An 18894-nucleotide genomic window follows, 5' to 3' on the forward strand; every position below is an offset into this window, starting at 1 on the left:
AACCGCCGCGCACGACCGGTGAAAGCCCGTCAGATGTAGCAGCCGCCATTACATGTAGCCGCCACCGTTGACCGCGACGATCTGCCCGGTGATGGGGTCCGAGCCCGGTGAGGCGAAGAAGACGACCGTCTCGGCGAGATCATCGGGGAGCAAGGGATCGGTGAGCACCTGGCTGGCGATCGCCTGTTCGCGGCGCGCCGGCGACGGCTCAGGCTCGCTGAGCACGATGCCCGGCGCGATCGCGTTCACCCGGATCCCGTCCGGGCCGAGCTCGGCGGCCAGGGTGCGGGTGAACCCGAGGATCGCGGACTTGCTCGCCACGTAGTGGATCCGGTTGGGCGACCCCTTCAGTGCGGTGTCGGAGCTGACGTTGATGATCTTGCCGTACCCGGCCCTACGCATGTGGGGCACGACCGCCCGGCAGGCGAGCCAGGTGCCCCGCACGTTGACCTCCATCATCCGGTCCCACTCGGCCACCGTGATCTCGTCGAACGGCACCCGCGACATGCCCACGGTGAGGAAGATCGCCGCGTTGTTGACCAGCACGTCGAGCCGGCCGAAGCGATCCAACGCCGCGTCGCACATCGCGGCCAGCATCGCCTCGTCGCTCACGTCGACGTGCGCGGCGAGCGCGTTCCCGCCGGCCGACTCGATCTCTGCGGCAACCTCGATGGCCCCCGGGCCGTCCAGGTCCGCCACGACGACCGCCGCGCCCCGCGCGGCGAGCCGGTGGGCGTAGGCCCGGCCGAGCCCGTGTGCCGCGCCGGTGACGACCGCTACGCGCCCGGCCAGGGGCGCGTCGGCGCTCACGCCACACCCCCCGGCGCCGCCTGGAGCGAGAGATTCTTGGTCCGGGTGAAGCTGAGCAGCTCGTCCAAGCTGTTCTCGTTGCCCATCCCGCTCAGCTTGTACCCGCCGAACGGCGCACCGAGCGGACGCTGACCGGCCCCGTTCACCCAGACATAGCCGGCCTGCACCCGTTTGCCGAACACGATCGCGCGGCCGAGGTCGTTGGTCCAGATGTTCGCGGTCAACCCGACGGGCAACTCGTTGGCGATCTGCAGGACGCGCGCTTCGTCGGTCCAGCCAAGCACGCTGACGACCGGCCCGAAGATCTCGTCGCGGGCGATGGCCATGTCGGGGGTGACGTCGTCGAAGACCGTCGGCGCGACGAAGTAGCCCACGGTCCGGCCGTCTGGCCGCTCGGTCCCGCCGGTCACCAACCGGGCGCCTTCGGCCTTTCCGCGCTCGATGTACGACAGCACCCGCTCGTAGTGGGCGGCGAAGGCGAGGGGGCCCATCGCGATCCCCGAGTCGAGCGGATCGCCGATCGTGAGGGCCCGCGCCTTCTCGACGAACGCCTCGACGAACTCGGCGCGGACCGCGTCATGAACAAGCATCCGTGACGGCGAGCCGCACGACTGGGCCTGCCCGCGGTTGAAGTTCATGGCCGTCACCGCCGCAGCGGCAGCCGCGTCGATGTCGGCGTCGGGGAAAACGATCAAGGGGTTCTTGCCGCCGAGCTCGAGCGTCACCAACTTGAGGTGCTCGGCGGCACCGCGAGCGACGGCCTGGCCCGAGCACACGCTGCCGGTGAACGCGATCCGCGGCACCTGCGGGTGGGCCACCAGGGCCTCACCCGCCTCCCTGCCGCCGGTGACCACGTTGAGCACGCCGGGCGGCAGGATGCCCTCGGCGAGCTCGGCCAGGCGCAGCGCCGACACCGGCGTCGTGTCGCCCGGCTTGAGCACCACAGCGTTGCCGGCCGCCAGCGGGCCAGCGACACCAGAGCCGGCGAACTGGATCGGGTGGTTGAACGGAACGATCCGGCCCACCACTCCGAACGGCTCGCGGAGGGTCATGTTCAGGGCGGCGCCGGGCATCTCGATCGTGTGGCCCTTGAGCTCGCTGGCGAGGCCGGCGAAGTAGCGCAACGTGTTGACGGCATTCGCTACGTCCTTCGCCATCCCGTCGACGGGAATCCCGCCGTCCACGGCGTCCATCCGGCCCAGCTCGCCGGCCTGCTCGGCCACCCGGTCAGCCAGGGCGTGCAGCCGCGCGGCGCGCTCCTGCCAGCCGAGCGCGGCCCACGCGGGCGCGGCCTGCGCCGCCGCGTCGACCGCACGGCCCACGTCGGCGGCTCTGGCTACCGCCACCCGCGTCACCGGCTGCTCGGTGCTCGGGTCGATGCTCTCGCTCATGCCACCGTCCGCGGCCGGCACCCACCGGCCACCGATGTACAGCTGGTACTCGTCGCGGATGCCGGCCCGCGAACGTCGCTCCTGGGAGGTGCTCATCGTCCCTCGCCCCCCGTCGTGGTCACAGCGCCGTCTGTGGTCGACGTGGCCAACGCCGCCACGACTCCCGCGTATCTCCGCACTAGTACCTCCTCCGAAATTTCCCGGTGCGCTTGGCGCTCCGTGTGGGTGCGCGTGTCCCGGTCACTCGGCCGGACCGGGTGGCTGCCTGAGAACGTGCTCAGCGAGCCAGTCGGGCGGCGAGCCAGTCCGCCGCCGCGGGCCGGACCCGGTAGCCAAGGTTGTGCAGCACGTGGTTGCCTTCCGGCTCCAGCACGAGCTCGGCGCGGTCACCGAAGTGCCCGGCCAGGCGCTTGGCCTGCTCGGTGTCAAAGAGCCGGTCGCGCTCGCCGTGGACGACCAGGAAGGGGATCCCCGTCTCCGCCGGGGCGTGCGCGAGCGTGAACGCCTCGGCGTTCCCGCGGGCCACCTCGAGGTCTGCCGCGCGGGTGCGCACCTGGAACGCCTGCCGGCTCAGGAACGCCAGGTTCGGCCAGGACTCGGCCATGCTGTAGCAACCGCCCAGCGAGGCACCGGCGCGCAGCCCGGGCACCCGCGAGGCCGCCCGCGCCGCGTAGTAGCCGCCGAGGCTGACCCCGGCGATGCCCATCCGGTCCGCGTCGACCTCCGGCTGCTCAACGAGGACCGCCAGGACGGCGGCGGCGACGTCCTCCCAGGCCGCGGTCAGCGGCAGGTCGAACTCGGCCTCGCCCTGTCCGGGGCCGTCCACCACGAACGTCGCCATACCGCGCCGCAGGAAGACCTCGCTGAACAGGTGGAGCTCCTCCTTGGCGGCATCGAGGCCGGGAACGAGGAGCACGGTCGGGAACGGTCCGTCGCCGGCGGGGGCACGCAGGACGCCGGGCAGCGGGAAACCGTCGAACGGCACGTCGATGATGCGACCCGGCCACGGCAGGTCGGCAACGGCCTGGCGGTAGGCTCCCGCGGCCTTGGCCTCGCCGACCCGCAGCACCGCCTGGTCGTGCACGAACAGAAACTTGCCGAAGTGGTACTCCAGGGCGGCGATGAGGCGCAGCTCGGCCGCCGTGAGTCTGGCTCCGGCCTGCTCCGCGGCGGTCGCGTCACGCATCCGTGCGTCGCCGGCCCGCTCCCACGCGGCGTACCACGCCGCCCAGTCGCCCAGCTCGGACTTGATGTTCTCCAGGTCGGCCAGTGGCACCCCGTTGCTCACGAACCGGTGCGTGAGGTGGTCGGCCTGGTCGATCGCGTTCGGAAAGGTCATCGTCTTCTCTCGTTCGAGGACAGGGAGGGTGGATCGGTCGGGACGCACGCCCACAGGACGTGCGGCGAGCCAAGCGGTACGTCGCGCAACCGTCGCCGGCCGCGCCACCAGCGCCACGCGACGTAGCAAGCGACGACGGATGCGACGGCGACCCCCGGCCGGGCGAGGACACGACCGGAGTCGGTCGGTTGGCGACCGGTCGACCGGCGGGCCGTCTCGGGCGGCTCGGGCGGCTCCTGGCCCGCGACCGGCGCCGCCTGCTCGTTGACCGTCAGCGGCGGCCGGGCTCCGGCGGTGTCGGGCAGCGGTACCGCGCCGAGCTGTTCGTGGACCTCGAGCACCGCACGCACGATCCCGCCGTAGCCGGTGCATCGGCAGAGGTTGCCGGACAGGCCCTCGCGCACGCGGGTCTCGTCGAGCTCCTCCTCGGCGAGCAGCTCGAGGGACGCGACGAGGAAGCCCGGGGTGCAGAAGCCGCACTGCAGTGCGTCGTTGCGGGCGAAGGCCTCCTGCAGGGCGCGGCCGGCGGGCGAGGCGTCGGCCAGGCCCTCGACGGTGAGCACGTCGGCGCCGTCCGCCTGCCCGGCGAGCACCAGGCACGAGCGCGCCGTGGCGCCGTTGACCAGCACCGTGCAGGCCCCGCAGACGCCCTGCTCGCAGCCCAGCTTGGTGCCGGTCCTTCCGAGCCGGTCGCGCAGCACGTCGGCCAGCGTCATGCGGTCGGGTACGGCGACCTGCTCCGGCGCGCCGTTGACGCGCAGCGAGATCTCACTGTCCATGACGGCCTCTCGTCGCGGCGATCCCGGCGGCCGCACGTTGCAGGGCGCGCCGGGTGACGGCCAGGGCGAGCCGGTGCCGGTCCGCCCGGTCGGCGTCGGTCGGCGCCGGGAGCGAGGCGACGGCCGCCTGCGCGATCGACACCCAGTCGCACTCCTCGGGTCGCACGCCGATGGCGATCTCGACGTGCTCACTGACGTCGACCGGCCGGTTCGCGACCGCGAACAGCACCAGCCGGGCGGCCGCGATCCGAGAGTCGGGCCCGGGGCTCAGCATCGCCAGCGCTCCGGCGCGGGCGTAGTCGCCGTGCCGGGGCGAGAACTCGACGAACCCGTGGCCGGTGCCGGAAACGGGCCGGCGCACGTGGACGGCGGTGAGCAGCTCGTCGTCGGCCAGGGTCGTGAGGTAGGGGCCGGTGAAGAACTCCGCGGCCGGCATCAGCCGGGTCCCGGCCGACGCCGATCGGCACTCGATCTCCGCGCCGAGCAGAACCATGACCGCCGGCAGCTCTGCGGCCGGGTCGGCGTGCGCGAGGCTGCCGCCGATCGTGCCGCGGTTGCGGATCGCGGTGTGCCCGATGTGGCCGGCCGCCTCCGCGAGCACGGGCAGCAGCGAGCGCAGCGGCTCCTCGGTGAGCTGGTGGTGCCGGACCCGGGCGCCGATCCTGACGGCCTCGGGACCGACCTCGAGGTGCATGAGCTCGTCGAGACGGCCGATGTCCACCAGCACGTCGGGGTTGGCCATGCGTAGGGCGAGCAGCGGCATCAGGCTCTGACCGCCGGAGATCACCTTCACGACGGCCTCCTGCTCCGAGCGCAGCAGGCCCAGGCACTCCTCGACGGAGGCAGGCCTGCGCAGGGTGAGCGGCCCGGGCTTCATCGGCGACCCTCCTCGATGAGCTCGAGCAGGTAGTCCGATGTCATCGGCGTCCGCGTCACGTGCACTCCGAACTCGCTCAGGGCGTCGTCGACGGCGCCGGCGATGGCCGCGGCTGAGGCGATGATCCCGCTCTCCCCCACGCCCTTGATGCCCAGTGGGTTGAGCCGGCTCGGCTCGTCCAGGTGAGCGAGCCGGATCTCCGGTACATCGGAGCTCTCCGGCACCAGGTAGTCCGCGAGCGTCGCCGAGAGCGGCTGGCCCGCGCTGTCGTGCTGGACCTGCTCCAGCAGGGCGCCCCCGATGCCCTGCGCGACACCGCCACGGATCTGGCCGTCCACGACGCGCGGGTTGATCGAAGGGCCGGTCTCGTGGGCGACGCCGTAGCGCAGGACGCGCACCTGGCCGGTCTCGGTGTCGACCGCGACCGCGACCGCGTGGACGCCCATGGTCCAGGTGACCGTGGGCGGGGCGTAGGTGTGCACCTCGTCGACCACCGGATCCGCGGCCGCGCCGCCGGTTGCCAGCAGCTCCGCCGCCGCGGCCCAGGTGAGCATCCGCTCAGTGCCCGGCACCGAGAAGCCGCCCGCGACGTGCTCCACCACGTCGTTGCCGAGGGCACGGCGCAACCCGTCGAGCGCGGCCGTGACGACCTGCTCGGTGGCGTAGCGGACGGCGGAGCCCGCCACGACCGCTCCACGGGAGGCGAAGCTGCCCAGGCCCTGCGGCACGAGGTCGGTGTCACCGGTGGTGACCAGCACGTCGTCGTACGCCACGCGGGCGGTGTCGGCGGCGATCTGGGCGAAGACGGTCTTGTGTGCCTGTCCCGAGGGCCCAGTGCCGGTCGCGACCTCCAGCCGTCCGTCGTGGCGCAGGACGACCCGCGCCGACTCCGGCTCCGCCGGCCCGCGAGCCGTGGCCTCCATGTAGACGCCCACGCCGAAACCGACTCGCTCGTGCTCGGCGGCCTCGGCGCGCAACGCCGCCACCTCCCGCTCCGGGACCAGGTCAAGCGCGGTCCGGAGCACCCGGCCGTAGTCCTTGCCGTCGTAGACGATGTCGACACCGTCGCGGTACGGGACGCCCTGCGCGTGCGGCAGGTCGTCGGGACCGAGAATGTTGAGCTCCCGCAGCTTCGCCGGCTGGATGCCAAGCCGCTCGGCGGCCAGGTCGATGCTGCGCTCGAGGACGAACGACGCCTCCGGCCGCCCCGCGCCGCGGTACTGCGACGTCGGTGTCTTGTTGGAGAACACGCCGGTCCCGGTCACGCGAACGTTCGGGATTCGGTAGGCACCGAGCAGATGCATGGCGGTGTTACCCACGACGCCGACCATCCAGAGGTTGTGCACGCCGAGGTCGACGAGGTAGTCGTCCTCCCAGGACACGAAGCGGCCGTCGCGGTCGACGACGAGCCGGGTCCGGTGGATGTTGTCGCGCGCCTGGGTCGCCGTGGTCAGGTTCTCGTAACGGTCCTCGATCCAGGTGACCGGTTCACCGAGTTCGCGCGCCAGCCAGGGCACCACGATCTCCTCGGGGTAGACCGACGCCTTGGGACCGAAGCCTCCCCCGACCTCGGGGGTGCGGACCCGCACGCTCTGGGGGTCCCAGCCGGTGGCGGCGCACAGCAACTGCCGCACGATGAACGGGACCTGGGTCGAACTCCAGACCGTGATCCGCTCGCCCTCAGGTACGCCGAGCACCCCACGCCCCTCCATCGACAGCCCGGCCTGGCGGGCCACCCGGAACTCCTCCTCAATCACGACCAGGTCGTGGACGTCCTCGGGGATCTGCCCCTTGGCGAGGCGGAGGCGGACTGCGCTGTTGTCCTTGAGGTCGCGGTGCACCACGGGCGACTCGGCAGTCAGCGCGCGGGCGAGATCGGTGACGGCCTCGCGGACGTCATAGTCCACGACGACGGCTTGGGCGGCGTCCTCGGCGAGGTAGCGGTCCGTCGCGACCACCACGGCAATCGGCTCGCCGACGTACCTGACCTCGTCGACTGCCAGGCACGGCACGGAGCGCGGGTGCGAGACGAGGTCGTAGAACGCGCGGAACCGGTCCTGGCTGGTGCTGTTGGCCGGCGGCCGGATCGGCTGCACGTGCCGGGCCAGCTCGGCGCCGGTGAGGACGCGGACGACGCCGGGCATGGTGGCTGCCGCGGAGACATCGACACCTCGCAGCCACGCCGACGCCACCGAGCTGCGGACGAAAGCGGCGTGCAGACCAGCGCCGGCTCGGAGGTCGGCGACGAACGCGCCGCTCCCGTCGAGCAGCGAGGCGATGTCGTTGCGCTCCACCCCACGGCCGACATACAGCTCCGGCCCGGCGGGAGCGGACCTGTGCTCAGCCATCGACCCGCACCCGGGCCAGCCAGTACGTGGAGTCGTCGTGTTCCCTCGCGAGCCTGAGGACCCGCCGGAGGGCGTCCAGCGTGTGCTCCTCCATCGCGCGCATCGCGGCGGCCGAGTCGCCCGCCGCGACCGCGTCCGCGATCGCGCGGTGCTGCGCGGCGGAGACCGTCAACTGGCCCGGCTGGCTGAGGTTCTTGAACCGCAGCAGCCGGACCCGCCCGTCGACGACCGACAGGGTCTCGGCGGCGGGGGGTGACCCGGCCATCTCGAGGAGCAGGGCACGGCACTGCTCGAGCTGAGCGACGTACGCATCGACGTCGCCCGTGGGGGCGACGGCCTCGAGGTCGGCGATCAACCTCTGGTGGGTCTCGCGCTGGCGGGTCGTGGCGCGCTCCGCCGCCCATCCGGCCACCAGCGGCTCGATCGCCGCCTTGATCCGGTAGATGTCGGTGGCCTCCGCCGGCGTGACCTTGCGCAGGAACGCCCCGACCCGGGGGCTGACGGTGACCAGGCCCTCGCCCGCGAGCTGCCAGAGCGCGTCGCGCACCGGCGTTCGGCTGACACCCAGTTGGTCGGACAGCGTCGCGGTGGAGAGACGACCGTCCTCGTCGAACTCGCCCGCGTGAATCATCGCGCGGATGTGTCTGACCGCGAAGGCCTTGGCGGAGAGCAACTCCTCCCGCACCATCGGGACCTCCTCTTAAATGTGATACGCCAGACCGATGACTGGATATCGATCGAGCCAAAACCGGTACCCGGGCCGGCGGCCGCGCCGCCGGCCCGGCGAGGGCAGGGACGACTGTCAGCCGACGCTGGCCGACCAGAAGGTGAGCCGGTTCTCCAGCCAGGCCACACCTCGAGTGAGCACCACCGCGACCACCGCGATCACCGCGATCGCGGCCATAGAGTGGTCCAGCTGGAAGTTCGCCGTCTCGGTCTGGACGACGTAGCCGAGCCCGCTGGTGCCCATGAAGAGTTCCGCGACGATGGCGCCGACCAGCGCCCGGCCGACGGCCTGGCGCAGGCCCGCCAGGATGTACGGCATCGTGCCCGGCAACGCAACCGACCACAACGTGCGCAGCCGGCCGGCGCAGAAAACGCGCGAGACCTGCAGATAGTTGCCGTCAAGGTTGCGAGAGCCCGAGACGACGTTGATCAGCAGCGGGAACAGCGAGCTCCAGACCACGATCACGAGCCGTGCGGTGCTGTCGATGCCGAACCAGAAGATGATGATCGGCAAGAAGACCACGAACGGCACGGAGTACATGACCCCGATGAGCGGCTCGAGGAGACCGTGGAGGACGACGCTGCGCCCGATCACCAGACCGACCGGGATGCCGATCCCCATCGAGATGAGCATGCCGAGCCCCACCGACTGGAGGGTGTCCAGCGTCGGCTGCCACAACAGGCCCGAGTCGTTGAGGTACCTCAGGCCCTCGACCGCACCCAACGGCGAGCTGCTGAACTTGGGGTCGACGAACTCCGCCCACACCGACAGCTGCCAGGCCAGCAGGACCACGAAGGCGCCCAGGAGCCCCAGTAGGACAGTGCGGTTGCGAGCAAAGAAGCTCGGTCGGCGGTCGAGCGCGGTAGCCGGAAGAACCGCCTGGTCGATCTCCGGTCGCGTCTGCGTCTGGGTCATCGCCCACCTACCCTGCTGATCGCCGCCTGCTGCATCACGAGGCCGAGCACCCGGTCGTTGAGCTCCGCGAACTCCTTGGACCGCTTCAAACCGGGGTCACGCGGCCGCGGCAGGTCGATGTCGACCGTCTCGACCAGCCGGCCGGGGCTTGCGGAGAAGACGAGGACGCGGTCGGCGAGGTAGACCGCCTCCGGAACGTCGTGGGTGATGAACAGGGCGGTCTTGCCGCCGCCGGCGCTGTCGGCCTGCCAGACGCGGGTCAACTCCTCCTGCATCACCTCGCGGGTCTGGGCATCGAGCGCGGCGAACGGCTCGTCAAGGAGCAGCAGATCCGGGTCGGTCGCGAGCGCGCGGGCCAGGTTCACCCGCTGGCTCATGCCGCCGGACAGCTCGCGAGGGTACTTGCCCTCATTGCCGTTCAGGCCCACAAGCTCGATCAGATCGGACACCCGGCGCCGGCCCTGCTCGTCCAGGCGTCCCTGCGCCTCGAGGCCAAACCCGACGTTCGCGGTGACCGTGCGCCACGGGAACAACGAGTGCTGTTGGAAGACCAGCGACCGGTCGGGGCCAGGACCCTTGATCGAATGTCCGTTGAGCTCGAGTGAGCCGGACGCGATCTCGAGCAGACCGGCGACCGCCGAGAGGAACGTCGTCTTCCCACAGCCACTCGGACCGACGATCGCGATGAACTCGTTGTCCTTGATTTCGAACGAGAGGTTCTGCACGGCCGCGAAGAACCGCCCGCTACGGCGCTCCCGGTAACCGATACTCACGTCCCGGACCGCGAGCTTCACCGCCCGGTCCGCGCCACCGGGCCCGGCTGCCGCCGATCCTCCGGCTCTCGACCGGTCCAGGCCCTCGACCTGTGCTCTGGAGTCCAGCACCACGGCATCATCCCCTGACTCTCTGGGCAGTCGACCATCTGAACGTGGGAGACCTGTCGACACTTGGAGCAGTAAAGCAGGGACATGTGACCTGCGTCTAGCCCCTCACGCCTGTAGATCGACATCTGATCGACGAGCGGCGGCGGCACTTCCTCAAGGGCTTACGCTCCACAACCGAGCGAACGGCTACGCCGCTTCGTACAGACGTCCGAGGCAGTGTCGCGATTCCACGGGACCACCCACCCCCTGCCCCAATGCCCAAACTGTCGGCACTAGTACGGCTACCGCGATTGCGGTTCCGCGAAGATCGGCCTATCTTTTGGCCAGCTCACCTGGCTGACGCCAGGCCCCGCTGCCGGCTCCATGGCGAGCCCGGACTTGCCACCAGCCAGGCACCCAACCGGGCCAGGAAGGCCTGAACCTCGCTGGCGACCAACGCTGTCGCCGACAAAAGGGAGCATTTGATCGAATGTCACCCCGTCCATCTCCAGCGTTGGGGGCGATCGCCAGCAACGATCGCACCCTCCGAGGTCCCGGTCTGTGGCCGTCGGGCGCGGCCGATCTCCGCAAGCCTGCCCCTCGGCGGAGCCGCACCGGCGTCGGCTCCGCATGCTCCGGCTGGGGTGCGCGCTGAGTACCGTTGCCGGATTGGTTCTCGCGGCCGGCGGTGGCCGGCGGTATGGGCGGCCCAAGGCTCTGGTCCGGCACGATGACGGTCGGCTGTTGGTGGAACGTGCGGCGGTGACGCTGCGCGTGGGAGGCTGCGCGCCGGTCGTCGTGGTGCTCGGTGCGGGGGCCGACCAGGTGCGCGGGCAGGCGCGGCTGGGCGATGCGTTGCTGGTCGACAATCCCGACTGGAAAAGCGGTATGGGCTCGTCGTTGCGGGTCGGATTGTCCGCGCTGGCCGAGGTCGACGTGGACGCGGTGGCCGTGCTGCTCGTCGACACGCCCGGCATCGGTCCCGACGCGGTGCGCCGCCTGGTCGCCACGGTCGACGGCCGTGGCGCGCTGGTCACGGCCGCCTACGGCGGCAGACGCGGACACCCGGTGATCCTCGGACGCGACCACTGGGCCGGGGTGGCGCTACTCGCGACCGCCGACGTCGGCGCGCGCGCCTACCTGGCGGCGCGCACGCCCGAGGTGCGCGCCGTGCCGTGCGAGGACATCGCCGACGACACCGACCTGGATATCGCGCCGGCCAAGACCGGTGCCGAACCGGCGGCGGGCCCATGAGCGGCAGCCACGAGCATGGAGGTGCCATGCGTGACGTACTGAACGACCTGCTCGCCTGGTGGCGGGCCGGCCAGAAGGTCGGCCTGGCCACGGTCGTGCGGACCTGGCGCAGCGCCCCCCGCCCCGCCGGCGCGACAATGGCGGTCGGACCCGATGGCACCGTCGTGGGCAGCGTGTCCGGCGGCTGCGTCGAAGGCGCCGTCTACGACCTGTGCAACGAGGTCATCCAAACCGGCCGGCCCCGCGTGCAGCGCTACGGGGTCGGCGACGACGACGCGTTCACCGTCGGGCTCACCTGCGGCGGCACCATCGACATCCTCGTCGAGCCCGTCGATCAGCACACATTCCCCCACCTCGACGAGGTCGCACACTCGATCGAGTCCAACGAACCGGTAGCGGTGATCACCCGCGTGGACGGGCCAGAAGACCAGCTCGGTTCCCGCCTACTGGTCTGGACCGACCGCCACGCCGGCTCGCTGGGATCCGCGCGCCTGGACGCCGCCGCCGCCAACGACGCCCGAGGCCTGCTCGCCGCCGGCCGCACCGGCACCCTTCACTACGGCCCCGACGGCCAACGACAAGGCGACGCACTGACCCTGTTCGTCGCCTCGTACGCACCCCCGGCCCGGATGATCGTCTTCGGAGCCATCGACTTCGCCGCCTCCGTAGCACAGATCGGCACGTTCCTCGGCTACAACGTCACAGTCTGCGACGCCCGACCCGTATTCGCGACACCCAAACGATTCCCCAGCGCCGACCAGGTCGTCGTCGACTGGCCACACCGCTACCTACGCACCGAAATCGACGCCGGCCGCACCGACAACCGCACCGTGGTCTGCGTCCTCACCCACGACCCCAAATTCGACGTACCAGTACTACAGATAGCCCTACGCCAGAACCTCGCATACGTCGGCGCAATGGGCTCCCGCCGCACCCACAACGACCGCCTCACCCGCCTACGCGCGGCCGGCCTCACCGACCAGGAACTACAGACACTCTCCTCCCCCATCGGCCTCGACCTCGGCGCCCGCACCCCCGAAGAAACCGCCATCAGCATCGCCAGCGAAATCATCGCAGCCCGCTGGGGCGGCACCGGCGCCAGACTCACCACACTGCCCGGCCGCATCCACCACGACTGACACCCATCACGGATCGGCCGTCACGGTCGTCGCTGACCGCGGCGCAGAAGGCTGGTCTGTCATGCGTGAAGGAGCGGCGGCAGCTGTTGCCTACTCGCGGGTGCCGGCCGTGCGGGGTGCGTACACGATGCTCCAGGGGCGTGCCGCGTCCGCCGCGGGGACGGTCATCGGCGTTGGCGCCGCCTCGTCCAGCGTCTCGGCGGCGATCTCGGCGAACTGCTCGGCGGCGGGGTGCGGTGCTTGCGCCGGCCACGCCGCGGAGGTCGTCTTGTGCAGTGGGTGATCGGTGAGGGGACGCCAGACCACGCGCGGTTCGCGTCGGGCGGCGTTCTCCGGTTCGAACGCGACGCCGTGGCCGGCGAGCACCAAGCCGAGCAGGAATTCGGGGTTGCGGGCGTGCCGGACGCGGGCCGGTTTGTAGCCGTGCTGGCGGCACACGTCCAGGACGTGGTCGTACCAGCCCGGTGCGGTGGGGCGCGGGGGCAGGACGAGGTCGTGGCCGGCGAGGTCGGCGAGGGCCAGTTCGTTCGCCGCCGCCAGCGGCGAGGCGCGCGGCACGACCACGCCGAGCCGTACCCGTGCGGCTGGCCCGAACCGCAGGTCGGGGGCATCGACCGGGTGATGGATCAACCCGATGTCGAGCCGGGCGTCGGCGAGCATCCGCAGCTGCTCGCCGGTGGCCAGCTCCTGCAGGTCGACGTCGAGGCCGGGTATCTGGTCGGCGAGGCGCCGCAGTAAGGCCTGGAGCGTCACCGCGGATGTCTCCGGCGGCACGCCGGCGCGCAGGGTGCCAGCCTGCCGTCGCGCACCATCCGCATGACGGTGCGCATCCGTTCCTCGCCGACGAGCAGGGCGCGCGCCTCGTCGAGCAGCAGCCGGCCGGCGGGAGTGAGGTCGACCTGGCGGCGGGACCGGTCAATCAGCTCGACACCCAACTCCCGCTCGAGCCGCTGTATCGACTGGCTCAGCGGAGGTTGCGCGATGCCGAGCAGCTCGGCGGCCCGGCCGAAGTGCAGCTCTTCTGCCACCACCATGAAGTAGCGCAGGTGCCGGAAGAGATCCACCCCCCGACCATAGGCGTACTAGGGTGGCGGCCGTGCTGGCGGGGGAGATCTTCGACAAGGTGGGCGTCGACGCGCGCCTGCACGCGGTTGACATCGACGGCGACCGCGAGGTCGGGATGCGCGCGGACGAGCAGGTCGTGATCGCGTCCGTGTTCAAGATCCTGCTGGCGCTGGAGTTCGCGCGGCAGGCCGCGGCCGGGCAGCTCGACCCCACCGAACGGGTGCTGGTGGGCGCCGAGGACCGACTGGGTGGCTGGGGCACCGCCGGCTGCGCCGACGACGTGGAGCTGTCCCTGCGCGACCTGGCGTACTTCGCCATGTCGGTCAGTGACAACACAGCGGCCGACCTGCTCTTGCGCCGGGTCGGCCCGGACCTTCTCCCGCTGCTCGCAGATGAGTTGGGGCTCACCCGCACCCGGGTTGTCGGGGCCCCCGACAGTTGCTGGAGTCGATGTTCGCCGATGTCGGCGCGCGGGACGCGACCGAGTTCGCCCGCGCTTTCGCCGCCCTGCCAGAGGAGCGGATACGGGCCATGCGGGTCTTCGACCCCGGCCACACCACCTCCAGCACCGCACGGGAGATCACCCGGCTGCTGGCTCTGATCTGGCGGGACGAGGCCGGCCCGCCCGCCGCCTGCGCGATGGTACGTGACCTGATGGCGCGGCAACTGTTCTGGACCCGGCTGCCATCCGGCTTCCCGCCCGAGGTGCGGGTGGCCGCCAAGACCGGCACGCTACCCGGGCTGCACATCGAGGCCGGGGTGGTGGAGTATCCCGACGGCGGCCGCTATGCGGTCGCGGTCTTCGCGCAGACCCAGCGGCTGGCCACCCGCCGGATCGACGTCGACCTGGCGATGGGCGAGGCGGCCCGAGCGGCCATCGAGACGCTACGGACGATGTGATCAACATCTCGGCGGCCGCTGTGGTGAGCCACGCTCTGCTGGGTCGATATGCGGCCGCGTATCGGCGCTGGCACAGGATGGTCTTGGACGCCGCGCGTGGGGCGATGGTGGGCTGCGCGTCATGACCGAATCACCACTGAGTCGCCGCCGATTTCTGGGTACCACCGCCGGCGCCGCCCTGGGCACCGTGGCCGGCGCGACCGTGATCCCGTCCACCGCGTCCGCCGCTCCCCGCCGCCCGCTACGGGGCGTGTCGGCCACGTTCCGCTGGCTCGGCACCTCCGGGTGGCGGATCGACATCGGAGCGAAGACGCTGCTGATCGACCCGTACCTGAGCCGCTTCCGCACCGGGCTGTTCGAGGGGCAGTTCGACCCTGACACCCCGCTGACCGTCGACGTCGAGCGCATCGCCGACCATCCCGGCACCCCGCAGGCAATCCTCGTGACCCACACCCATTGGGACCACTACAACGACGTACCGCACATCGCCCAGCGGTCCGGCGCCCGCGTGTTCGGCACCCTCACCGCGTACCACCTGGGGTTGGCCGGTGGCCTGCCGCCCTCCCAGCTCAGCCCGGTCAAGGGCGGCGAGGTGCTCGACTTCGGCGACTACACCGTCGAGGTGGTCGCGGCGCTGCACAGCCGCAACGGCTCCTACTCGATGGCCTTCCCCGGTGTCCGCACAGCGGTGCCCGACAAGCCGGCCACGATCGCGGACCTCCCCGAGGGCGACACCCTCGCCTACCAGGTCGCCGTCAAGGGCGGGCCGTCCGTGTTCTTCATGGGCGCGAGCGACTTCGTCGAACGCAACCTCGTCGGCCTGAACCCCGACGTCGCCATGATCGCTCTACCGAGCACCGACGTCACCCACACCTACGTGCCGCGCCTACTCGCGGCGCTTGGCCGGCCGGCGACCCTCGTGCCGGTGCACTGGGACAACTTCGAGGTCCCGCTGACCAATCCGCCGACGGCCACGCCCGGCGACCAGAAACGGCTCGATGCGTTTCTCGCCGCCGTACGCGAAGCCGCACCGCGCACCAAGATCCTGCTGCCGCGGTACCTGACCCCGTACGCATTCGCTTAGTACCGGAACCATGTCGCTCATCGCCGGCTCCCTCGTGGCCGCCGCACCCGCCCTGCTCGTGCTGTGGCTGTGGGGCAGACCGCTGTTCACCGGCCGGTGGAAAACCCCCGGCTGGCTCCTCGGGACCGCCGGGCTGTGCGTCGTCGCCGCCGCGGTCACCTGGTTCATCGGCGCCTTCTCGGGTCCCTCCCTGGACCCGGAAGAGTCCTGCCGCGCGGCCGGCACCACCTACGACGGTGCCTACCGTTCCACCCATTGGCAGGAACCTTCGCGATTGTTCCCCCTGCACAACAAGTGCAACGCCACCTACGACCTGGTGCCGGCATGGGTCAACCCGACTCTGGTGCTCCTGCTGCTGCTCACCACCACCTGCCTGGGTGCGGCCGTCTGGCTGGGGATCGCGAACCGGCGAGCCAAGGCGGGCAGAGCGTGAACGAACCGATCGCCGGTCGGAGCGTTTCGGAAGCCCTGAAGGGGCCGGACGGTCATGGTGGAGATCGCGCCGGCCCCGAAGGCACCACCGGAAGGCGCTCGTAGTCGAGCAGGTACCGATGTCCATCGTCGGCGATCCAGCCGTGCGGCTCAGGATTGCTGGCGTGCGGCGTGAGTTCGGATGAGTCCCTCGACCCCGCGAAGGAAGGTCTCGGAGATCAGCACCGGGTCGAAGAGGCAGCCGGCCGCCATGGCGCCGTCGCGGAGCATGACGAAGTGCCGCGCCGCGGACTCGGCCTCGGTCTGCTGGATGCTCGCCAGCAGGGTGTGGATCGTGTCGAGGAACCACCGCCGGTGCGCGAGGACGGCCTGGTGCACGGGGTGGTCGGGATCGGGATACTCCGCCACGGCGTTCAGAAAGGCGCAGCCGCGGAAGCCCGCGGACTGGATGTCACGCGCAATCGACTCCGCAGCGGCCCGAAGGGTGTCGGGCGCCGGTCGGCCGGCGGCGATGGCGGTGTCGAGTTGGTCGCGGATGGCGTGATCGGCCGCCTGCAGATAAGCAACGACGAGATCTTCCTTGCCCGGGAAGTGCCGATAGAAGGTGGCGCGGGTCACCTTCGCCTCGGAGATGATCCGATCAACGCCGACCGAGTGGATTCCCTCCCCGTAGAAGATCCGGGTCGCCGTGTCGAGGAGCCGCTGTCGCGCCCGCCGTCGCAGTTTGGGCGGCCAGTGGCCAATGATCGTCAGTGGCGGTCTCTCCGTAGTCGCCGGCGGGTCGTTCGTCGCCAGCGCCCTCGCGGACCACCCGGCGCTGACCAACGCGATCGGCTACGCCATCCCCGGCGCCATCTTCTTCCTCATCGCGGCCATCCGCCTCGGCCGTGCCGCCACGGCGCACTGATCCCGGACATCGCCGGGCTGAGCGAGGCGCCGCCGCAGACCAGCCGGGAGGCAGCCGCCACGAGCGAGGGGTTCCCGGTCGACTCGCCATCATCTGCGGCGGCGGGGCGGCATCGGAGGTGGCGACCGCGCTCGCGAGCCTCGGATCCGCGGTAAGCAGACAAACGTCTCGTACAGGTTGGTATCGGATGCCCCGATGCTCACCGGAGCCGCGACCGAACGGGATCAGCCGCACGTCCGGTGCCGGGTGACGCGCACGGTCCACCTCACGGCTCGGCGCCGGACTCAACCCGATCGATAACCCAGGCGGCGTTGATGAGACCGATGTGGGACAGCGCCTGGGGGAAGTTCCCGATCAGGTTGCCGTCGCGGCGGTCGATCTCCTCCGACAGGAGACCAACATCGTTCGCCCGGGCGGTGACGGCCTCGAAGATCTGCTTGGCCGCGTCAACCCGCCCGGCCCGGGCCAGCGCCTCGACCAGCCAGTACGAGCAGATGATGAAGGCGCCCTCCTCCCCCGCCCCCGTCCACCGCTGCACCAGGCCGTCGCTGCCCAGGTCACGCCTGATGGCGTCCACGGTATCGACGACCCGGGCATCATCGCCGGGGAGAAACCCGACGATCGGCATGACAAGCACCGAGGCGTCGAGATGGTCGGATCCGAACGCGCCGGTGAACGTCCGACCGGAGTCGCTCCAGCCCTCGGTCAGGATCGCCGCGCGGATCTGCTTCATGGCCTGCGACCACCGTGGGACCTGCGCCTCAGCGTTCAGGACCCGCGCCAACTTGACGGCCCGGTCCAGGGCTACCCAGCACAACAGCTTCGAGGTCAGGTAGTGCCGCTCGCCCTCGCGTCCTTCCCACGGGCCGGCATCCGGCTCCCGCCACGTGTCGGCGGCCCGGTCGGCCAGTGACCGCAGCAGGTCCGCGGCGGCGGGCGAGAGGTCCGCGAGTTCGTCACGCAGCACCCAGGCGCACTCCAGGACCTCGCCGAGCACGTCGAGCTGCTTCTGCTGCCAGGCGTCGTTGCCGATCCGCACCGGTCGGCTGCCCTGGTAGCCCGCGAGGTGATCCAGCGTGTGTTCGGTCAGGTCCCGCTCGCCACCGGCACCGGACATGATCGGCACGTGGTCCTCCGCGGCCACCGATCCCATCGAGTCGGCCATCCAGTCGAAAAAACGGTGCGCCTCATGGGGACAGGCAGCGACCCACAGCGCCCGGAGAGTGGCGCTGCCGTCGCGGGGCCAGCCGAACCGGTAGTCCCAGTTCGCCGGACCGCCGACCTTCTCCGGCAGCGACGTGGTGGCTGCCGCGATCACCGCTCCGGTCGGCTGGTAGGTCAACGCCTGAAGAACCAGGGCACTGCGCCGGACCTCCGCACGGTAGGACCCCTGGTATTCCCGGTGGAGCCGGTCCCAGGACTGCCACGCGGCGACCGTGTCCCGCAGTGCCGCGCGTCCGTCGAGCGGCACGGTCCGCGGGTCGGCGGCCCGGCGGTGGTGCAGCGCGAACACGACGCTGTCGCCCACCGCGAGGGAGAACCGCCCGGTCACGAGGGAACCGTCAACGGCAAGATCATGATCGGCGGTCAGGAGCAAGCGCTCGGCGCCTCCGGAGATCTCTATCCCACCCGGCGCTTCGGCGACCCTGGGACTGATCAATCCGTACTCCGGCCGGGCAGCGACCTCCACCGCCACGTCCACCGCACCAGCGACGACGTCGACCTGCCGGATCAGGACGTGCGGGGACGTGAAGCCGATCCGATGACCACGTTCCCCGGCACCGAGGCCGAGGGCGTCCGTCAACCGCAGCACACCGCTGGCGGTGTGGAACTCCGTGCGCAGCACCATCGTCCCGTCGAGGTAGTGACGGGAGGTCGTGTACCGCCCGAGCGGCCGGATCGACCAGAAGCCGCCGGTCGGGCCGAGCAGACGCGCGAAGACGCTCGGCGCGTCGAACCGGGGCGGGCACCACCAGTCCACGGACCCGTCCGAGGAGACCAACGCCGCGCCGTGACCGTCGCCGAGAAGCGCGTAGTCACTGATCACACCCATGCCCGCTCGTA

At 71.1% G+C, this 18894-nt stretch carries 20 protein-coding genes; 7 read left to right on the forward strand and 13 right to left on the reverse strand.

All coding sequences use genetic code 11. The features are described 5' to 3' along the window. Positions 1–48: 48 nt before the first annotated feature. From EV376_RS24455 to EV376_RS24495, 9 genes are all read right to left on the reverse strand, one after another. A complete protein-coding gene (locus EV376_RS24455) occupies positions 49–810 on the reverse strand; it encodes an SDR family oxidoreductase (RefSeq protein WP_130326942.1) in 762 nt (253 codons plus the stop codon). Continuing rightward, positions 807–2297 (reverse strand): aldehyde dehydrogenase family protein, encoded by a 1491-nt coding sequence (locus tag EV376_RS24460; protein WP_130326944.1) that lies wholly within the window; start codon positions 2295–2297, stop codon positions 807–809. The genes EV376_RS24455 and EV376_RS24460 overlap by 4 nt, the downstream gene beginning before the upstream one ends. A gap of 181 nt (positions 2298–2478) precedes the next feature. Next, complete coding sequence (locus tag EV376_RS24465) at positions 2479–3540, reverse strand: YqiA/YcfP family alpha/beta fold hydrolase (protein WP_165438099.1); 1062 nt, start codon at positions 3538–3540, stop codon at positions 2479–2481. Continuing rightward, the gene (locus EV376_RS24470) at positions 3537–4319 is read right to left on the reverse strand and encodes a (2Fe-2S)-binding protein (RefSeq protein ID WP_130326948.1); all 783 of its coding nucleotides are present in this window, start codon (positions 4317–4319) and stop codon (positions 3537–3539) included. Before EV376_RS24470 ends, EV376_RS24465 begins: the two co-directional genes overlap by 4 nt. Beyond that, positions 4309–5196: an FAD binding domain-containing protein gene (locus tag EV376_RS24475; RefSeq protein WP_130326950.1), complete on the reverse strand. Its 888-nt coding sequence runs from the start codon at positions 5194–5196 to the stop codon at positions 4309–4311. The genes EV376_RS24470 and EV376_RS24475 overlap by 11 nt, the downstream gene beginning before the upstream one ends. Further along, positions 5193–7544: a xanthine dehydrogenase family protein molybdopterin-binding subunit gene (locus EV376_RS24480; RefSeq protein WP_130326952.1), complete on the reverse strand. Its 2352-nt coding sequence runs from the start codon at positions 7542–7544 to the stop codon at positions 5193–5195. The genes EV376_RS24475 and EV376_RS24480 overlap by 4 nt, the downstream gene beginning before the upstream one ends. Continuing rightward, complete coding sequence (locus tag EV376_RS24485) at positions 7537–8232, reverse strand: GntR family transcriptional regulator (protein ID WP_130326954.1); 696 nt, start codon at positions 8230–8232, stop codon at positions 7537–7539. Before EV376_RS24485 ends, EV376_RS24480 begins: the two co-directional genes overlap by 8 nt. A gap of 114 nt (positions 8233–8346) precedes the next feature. Further along, entirely contained in the window at positions 8347–9186 is an 840-nt protein-coding gene (locus tag EV376_RS24490; protein ID WP_130326956.1) for an ABC transporter permease, read from the reverse strand. Then, positions 9183–9980 (reverse strand): ABC transporter ATP-binding protein, encoded by a 798-nt coding sequence (locus EV376_RS24495; RefSeq protein ID WP_130326958.1) that lies wholly within the window; start codon positions 9978–9980, stop codon positions 9183–9185. Before EV376_RS24495 ends, EV376_RS24490 begins: the two co-directional genes overlap by 4 nt. Positions 9981–10679: 699 nt before the next feature. On the opposite strand from EV376_RS24495, the gene EV376_RS24500 reads away from it, so the two are divergent. Together EV376_RS24500 and EV376_RS24505 are read left to right on the forward strand one after the other, a co-directional pair. Then, positions 10680–11303 carry a nucleotidyltransferase family protein gene (locus EV376_RS24500; RefSeq protein WP_130326960.1) on the forward strand — a complete coding sequence of 208 codons (624 nt, stop codon included), beginning with the start codon at positions 10680–10682 and terminating at the stop codon, positions 11301–11303. A 26-nt stretch (positions 11304–11329) separates the two neighbouring features. Next, complete coding sequence (locus EV376_RS24505) at positions 11330–12442, forward strand: XdhC family protein (protein ID WP_130326962.1); 1113 nt, start codon at positions 11330–11332, stop codon at positions 12440–12442. Positions 12443–12532: 90 nt separating this feature from the next. Here the strand turns inward: EV376_RS24505 and EV376_RS24510 are convergent, their stop codons facing one another. Both EV376_RS24510 and EV376_RS30560 read right to left on the reverse strand, forming a co-directional pair. After that, positions 12533–13195 carry a LysR family substrate-binding domain-containing protein gene (locus tag EV376_RS24510; protein WP_486482787.1) on the reverse strand — a complete coding sequence of 221 codons (663 nt, stop codon included), beginning with the start codon at positions 13193–13195 and terminating at the stop codon, positions 12533–12535. After that, positions 13192–13506, reverse strand: a complete 315-nt coding sequence (locus EV376_RS30560; protein ID WP_207228387.1) for a LysR family transcriptional regulator — start codon at positions 13504–13506, stop codon at positions 13192–13194. The genes EV376_RS24510 and EV376_RS30560 overlap by 4 nt, the downstream gene beginning before the upstream one ends. 23 nt (positions 13507–13529) lie before the next feature. On the opposite strand from EV376_RS30560, the gene EV376_RS31060 reads away from it, so the two are divergent. From EV376_RS31060 to EV376_RS24525, 4 genes are all read left to right on the forward strand, one after another. Beyond that, positions 13530–14108: a serine hydrolase gene (locus EV376_RS31060; protein ID WP_486482788.1), complete on the forward strand. Its 579-nt coding sequence runs from the start codon at positions 13530–13532 to the stop codon at positions 14106–14108. After that, complete coding sequence (locus tag EV376_RS31065; RefSeq protein WP_486482789.1) at positions 14039–14407, forward strand: serine hydrolase; 369 nt, start codon at positions 14039–14041, stop codon at positions 14405–14407. Before EV376_RS31060 ends, EV376_RS31065 begins: the two co-directional genes overlap by 70 nt. Positions 14408–14528: 121 nt before the next feature. Next, positions 14529–15491: an MBL fold metallo-hydrolase gene (locus EV376_RS24520; RefSeq protein WP_130326964.1), complete on the forward strand. Its 963-nt coding sequence runs from the start codon at positions 14529–14531 to the stop codon at positions 15489–15491. Between the two features lie 10 nt (positions 15492–15501). Beyond that, complete coding sequence (locus tag EV376_RS24525) at positions 15502–15924, forward strand: hypothetical protein (protein ID WP_130326966.1); 423 nt, start codon at positions 15502–15504, stop codon at positions 15922–15924. 149 nt (positions 15925–16073) lie between these two features. Here EV376_RS24525 and EV376_RS24530 read toward each other — a convergent pair whose 3' ends face one another. Continuing rightward, positions 16074–16718 (reverse strand): TetR/AcrR family transcriptional regulator, encoded by a 645-nt coding sequence (locus EV376_RS24530; protein ID WP_486482926.1) that lies wholly within the window; start codon positions 16716–16718, stop codon positions 16074–16076. Here EV376_RS24530 and EV376_RS24535 point away from each other — a divergent pair. Next, positions 16666–16830, forward strand: coding sequence for a hypothetical protein (locus EV376_RS24535; protein ID WP_207228635.1), 165 nt, complete (start codon positions 16666–16668; stop codon positions 16828–16830). The two genes, EV376_RS24530 and EV376_RS24535, sit on opposite strands and share 53 nt — an antisense overlap. 265 nt (positions 16831–17095) lie before the next feature. Here the strand turns inward: EV376_RS24535 and EV376_RS24540 are convergent, their stop codons facing one another. Continuing rightward, on the reverse strand, positions 17096–18883 hold the full coding sequence (locus EV376_RS24540; RefSeq protein ID WP_130326968.1) for a glycoside hydrolase family 15 protein: 1788 nt from the start codon (positions 18881–18883) through the stop codon (positions 17096–17098). Between the last annotated feature and the right edge of the window lie 11 nt (positions 18884–18894).

The organism is Micromonospora sp. CNZ295, from assembly GCF_004217535.1.

Bases quoted from the DNA above. Each gene is read 5' to 3' on its own strand.
- EV376_RS24460 (WP_130326944.1), bottom strand. From the start codon at position 2,297: ATGAGCACCTCCCAGGAGCGACGTTCGCGGGCCGGCATCCGCGACGAG.
- EV376_RS24465 (WP_165438099.1), bottom strand. From the start codon at position 3,540: ATGACCTTTCCGAACGCGATCGACCAGGCCGACCACCTCACGCACCGG.
- EV376_RS24470 (WP_130326948.1), bottom strand. From the start codon at position 4,319: ATGGACAGTGAGATCTCGCTGCGCGTCAACGGCGCGCCGGAGCAGGTC.
- EV376_RS24475 (WP_130326950.1), bottom strand. From the start codon at position 5,196: ATGAAGCCCGGGCCGCTCACCCTGCGCAGGCCTGCCTCCGTCGAGGAG.
- EV376_RS24480 (WP_130326952.1), bottom strand. From the start codon at position 7,544: ATGGCTGAGCACAGGTCCGCTCCCGCCGGGCCGGAGCTGTATGTCGGC.
- EV376_RS24485 (WP_130326954.1), bottom strand. From the start codon at position 8,232: ATGGTGCGGGAGGAGTTGCTCTCCGCCAAGGCCTTCGCGGTCAGACAC.
- EV376_RS24490 (WP_130326956.1), bottom strand. From the start codon at position 9,186: ATGACCCAGACGCAGACGCGACCGGAGATCGACCAGGCGGTTCTTCCG.
- EV376_RS24500 (WP_130326960.1), top strand. From the start codon at position 10,680: ATGCTCCGGCTGGGGTGCGCGCTGAGTACCGTTGCCGGATTGGTTCTC.
- EV376_RS24505 (WP_130326962.1), top strand. From the start codon at position 11,330: ATGCGTGACGTACTGAACGACCTGCTCGCCTGGTGGCGGGCCGGCCAG.
- EV376_RS31065 (WP_486482789.1), top strand. From the start codon at position 14,039: ATGCGGGTCTTCGACCCCGGCCACACCACCTCCAGCACCGCACGGGAG.
- EV376_RS24520 (WP_130326964.1), top strand. From the start codon at position 14,529: ATGACCGAATCACCACTGAGTCGCCGCCGATTTCTGGGTACCACCGCC.
- EV376_RS24525 (WP_130326966.1), top strand. From the start codon at position 15,502: ATGTCGCTCATCGCCGGCTCCCTCGTGGCCGCCGCACCCGCCCTGCTC.
- EV376_RS24535 (WP_207228635.1), top strand. From the start codon at position 16,666: ATGATCGTCAGTGGCGGTCTCTCCGTAGTCGCCGGCGGGTCGTTCGTC.
- EV376_RS24540 (WP_130326968.1), bottom strand. From the start codon at position 18,883: ATGGGTGTGATCAGTGACTACGCGCTTCTCGGCGACGGTCACGGCGCG.